The 3875-nt window shown below is 59.1% G+C and carries 4 protein-coding genes; all 4 read left to right on the top strand.

Features of this window, described 5'->3' with window-relative positions; all coding sequences use genetic code 11:
* The first annotated feature begins 5 nt into the window (after positions 1 to 5).
* The gene (gene glnA / locus ACIOVB_RS11800) at positions 6 to 1325 is read left to right on the top strand and encodes a type I glutamate--ammonia ligase (RefSeq protein ID WP_401267817.1); all 1320 of its coding nucleotides are present in this window, start codon (positions 6 to 8) and stop codon (positions 1323 to 1325) included.
* Positions 1326 to 1535: 210 nt separating this feature from the next.
* Positions 1536 to 2048 carry a DUF4124 domain-containing protein gene (locus tag ACIOVB_RS11795; RefSeq protein WP_401267809.1) on the top strand — a complete coding sequence of 171 codons (513 nt, stop codon included), beginning with the start codon at positions 1536 to 1538 and terminating at the stop codon, positions 2046 to 2048.
* A complete protein-coding gene (locus ACIOVB_RS11790) occupies positions 2045 to 2668 on the top strand; it encodes a DUF4124 domain-containing protein (protein WP_401267806.1) in 624 nt (207 codons plus the stop codon). Before ACIOVB_RS11795 ends, ACIOVB_RS11790 begins: the two co-directional genes overlap by 4 nt.
* A gap of 231 nt (positions 2669 to 2899) precedes the next feature.
* Positions 2900 to 3875: nitrogen regulation protein NR(II) (gene glnL / locus ACIOVB_RS11785; protein ID WP_401267804.1), on the top strand; the 976-nt coding region annotated here is incomplete at its 3' end.

Raw genomic sequence — 3875 nt, 5'->3', positions numbered from 1 at the left:
ACCCCGTGACCATGCCGGCTCGCGATGCGCGGGCAGACGACTTCGTCGAAGTCGGCAAGATGTTCGACGGTTCCTCCATCGCTGGCTGGAAAGGCATCGAAGCCTCCGACATGATCCTGCTGCCGGACGACGAAACTGCCGTTCTCGACCCGTTCACCGAAGACGCGACCCTGATCCTGGTCTGCGACATCATCGAACCGTCGACCATGCAAGGTTACGATCGCGACCCGCGCGCCATCGCTCACCGCGCCGAGGAATACCTGAAGACCACCGGTATCGGTGACACCGTCTTCGCCGGTCCAGAACCAGAATTCTTCATCTTCGACGAAGTGAAGTTCAAGTCGGACATCTCCGGCTCGATGTTCAAAATCTACTCCGAACAAGGTTCGTGGATGTCTGACCAGGACATCGAAGGTGGTAACAAGGGTCACCGTCCAGGCGTCAAAGGTGGCTACTTCCCGGTTCCGCCGTTCGACCACGACCACGAAATCCGTACTGCCATGTGTAACGCACTGGAAGAAATGGGCCAGACCGTTGAAGTTCACCACCACGAAGTGGCGACTGCCGGTCAGAACGAAATCGGTGTCAAGTTCAACACCCTGGTGAAGAAAGCTGACGAAGTTCAGACTCTGAAATACGTTGTACACAACGTTGCCGACGCTTACGGCCGCACCGCTACCTTCATGCCGAAGCCGCTGTATGGCGACAACGGTTCGGGTATGCACGTACACATGTCCATCTCCAAAGATGGCAAGAACACCTTCGCTGGCGAAGGCTATGCCGGCCTGTCCGAAACCGCTCTGTACTTCATCGGCGGCATCATCAAGCACGGTAAAGCCCTGAACGGCTTCACCAACCCGGCTACCAACTCGTACAAGCGTCTGGTGCCAGGCTTCGAAGCTCCGGTCATGCTGGCCTACTCGGCTCGTAACCGTTCCGCCTCGATCCGTATTCCTTACGTCAACAGCCCTAAAGGCCGTCGTATCGAAGCACGTTTCCCGGATCCGGCTGCCAACCCGTACCTGGCTTTCGCAGCACTGCTGATGGCCGGCCTGGACGGTATCCAGAACAAGATCCACCCAGGCGATGCCGCTGACAAAAACCTGTACGACCTGCCGCCTGAAGAGGCGAAAGAGATCCCACAAGTTTGCGGCAGCCTGACAGAAGCCCCGGCAGAGCTGGACAAGGGCCGTGCGGTCCTGACCAAGGGGGGCGTGTTCTCCGACGACTTCATCGACGCTTACATCGCGCTGAAATCCGAAGAAGAAATCAAGGTCCGCACCTTCGTACACCCACTGGAATATGAGCTGTACTACAGCTGCTGATCCGGTAGCGCCGCGCTAAGCGGCGTGACAAAAAGAGGCCTCCTTCGGGAGGCCTCTTTTATTGCTCGGCTTTATGGCAAACGATGAGTTCTGTGGAAACTGAGGCGTATGAAAGGTTTCAGTAATGCTTGGCAAAATGCGTCCTGAGTTGGGACAACTGCCGCACCTGACCTATGCTGCAACCCATCGTTTTCTTCCCCGGTCGAGTTCATGGGTCGCACCTTTCTCTACATCCTGCTGCTGATCGCCCTGCCCGCCGCCGCGCAGATCTACAAGTACACCGACGCCAACGGCAACACGGTGTACAGCGATCACTCGCCGGACGGCGTAAACGCGCAGTCGGTGGAGTTGCCGCCGCTCAACACGGTCGAGCCTCAGTCACCAGGCGCACCCGCCGCGCCAACCTCCGACAACCGGGAGCCGCCGCGTAATGCCTACGCCATCCTCGAGCTCGCCGGTCTGCCCACCGAGGAAGCCCTGCGCGCGAACAACGGCACATTCACGGTCAACGTGCTGATCAAGCCGCGCCTGCAACCGCCGCATCAATTAAGACTGCTGCTCGACGATCAACCCTACGGCCAGCCGAGCAACGTGCCGATCCTGCAACTGGTTAACGTCGACCGAGGTGATCATCGACTCGCAGTGCAGGTGATCGATGGTCAGATGATCATTCAGCAAAGTCCGCCAGTGGTCTTTACCGTGCAGCGGGTGCACAAGCCATGATCCGCGAATGGCTGGTCGCCGTGTTGGCACTGACGGCACTGCAAGCCTCGGCAGAGGTGTTCACTTACGTCGATGCGCAGGGCAATCGCGTCTACACCGACCAGCCGCGTGGTAACGCCAAGCGAGTGCCGCTGGCGACCAGCAACCGAATGTCGGCCAATCCAACCGGCGCCGCGCCGATCACCACGGCGAAAAAATCTCCGGAGCAACCGCTGTTCCACTACGACATGCTCCGTGTTCTGGTGCCCGAGCCTGACGCAACCATTCGCAGCAGCGCCGGCGAAGTGATCGTCAGCGTGACCAGCGAGCCGGGCCTGCAAGCAGGCCATCGCTATCGCCTGTTGCTGGACGGCAAGGCCACCGGCAAGCCCGGCCTGAGCCCGGTGTTCCCGTTGAGCAATATCGACCGTGGCAGCCACAGCCTTTCGGTCGAGATTCTCGATGCGCAGGGCCGCACCGTCGAACGCACTGCTAATCAGCCCTTCCACATGCTGCGCATCTCGCTGGCGCAGAAGCGCCAGGTCAAACCCTGCACAACGGACGATTACGGCGTCCGCCCGGAATGTCCGCTTAAAGACAAACCTGAGGAACCGAAAAACCCTTTCCTGCGTTTCTTCTAACGCCCATCAGCTTTGCGCACTATATTGGTGCAACAAGCTGCACTCTTCACACATTCCAACCCATTTTGGTTCGAAAGTACCCGCAAGCGCTGGCGAACTGCCACGCAAACGAGCGTCAAACGCCTGTTTCATGGGTTGAGCGCTTCTTTTCGGAGCCTTGGTTTGGTTTTTGCATTTTCCGTTTAACGACGCCTGCTTCTTGCGCACGCTCCGCCCCCAAAAGAGGCTCTGATGACTATAAGTGACGCAATTCATCGTTTGCTGCTCGACAACCTGACCACCGCTACCATTCTGCTCGACGCCGAATTGCGCCTTGAGTACATGAACCCGGCGGCAGAGATGCTGCTGGCCATCAGCGGTCAGCGAAGCCATGGGCAGTTCATCAGCGAGCTGTTCACCGAATCCACCGAGGCGCTCAACTCTTTGCGCCAGGCAGTGGAACAGGCGCATCCATTCACCAAGCGCGAAGCGATGCTCACCGCCCTCACCGGCCAGACCCTGACCGTGGATTACGCGGTGACGCCGATCCTCAGCAATGGCGCGACCATGCTGTTGCTGGAAGTCCACCCGCGTGACCGCTTGCTGCGGATCACCAAGGAAGAGGCGCAGTTGTCGAAGCAGGAAACCAGCAAGATGTTGGTTCGCGGCCTCGCCCATGAGATCAAGAATCCCCTAGGAGGTATTCGGGGCGCGGCGCAACTACTGGCCCGCGAACTGCCGGAAGACAGCCTGCGCGACTACACCAACGTGATCATTGAAGAGGCCGATCGTCTGCGCAATCTGGTCGACCGCATGCTCGGTTCGAACAAGTTGCCGTCGCTGGCTATGTGCAACGTTCACGAAGTGCTCGAACGCGTCGGCCAACTGGTCGAAGCGGAAAGTCAGGGCTGCATCACGCTGGTGCGCGATTACGACCCAAGCATTCCCGACGTGTTGATCGACCGCGAGCAAATGATTCAGGCCGTATTGAACATTGTGCGCAATGCGATGCAGGCGATCAGCAGCCAGAACGAGCTGCGCCTGGGTCGCATCAGTTTGCGTACCCGGACCATGCGTCAGTTCACCATCGGCCACGTCCGCCATCGTCTGGTGACCAAGATCGAGATCATCGACAACGGCCCGGGCATCCCGGCGGAACTCCAGGAAACCATTTTCTTTCCCATGGTCAGCGGCCGTCCGGACGGTACCGGGCTGGGCCTGGCCAGGA

The sequence above is a fragment of the Pseudomonas sp. NPDC087639 genome (genome assembly GCF_044743385.1).
In the GTDB taxonomy this organism is placed as follows: domain Bacteria; phylum Pseudomonadota; class Gammaproteobacteria; order Pseudomonadales; family Pseudomonadaceae; genus Aquipseudomonas.
This window is presented reverse-complemented; position numbering and strand designations above follow the sequence as displayed.

Excerpts from the sequence above, each read along its gene's own strand:
- ACIOVB_RS11795 (WP_401267809.1), top strand. The coding sequence starts at position 1,536 with ATGGGTCGCACCTTTCTCTACATCCTGCTGCTGATCGCCCTGCCCGCC.
- ACIOVB_RS11790 (WP_401267806.1), top strand. The coding sequence starts at position 2,045 with ATGATCCGCGAATGGCTGGTCGCCGTGTTGGCACTGACGGCACTGCAA.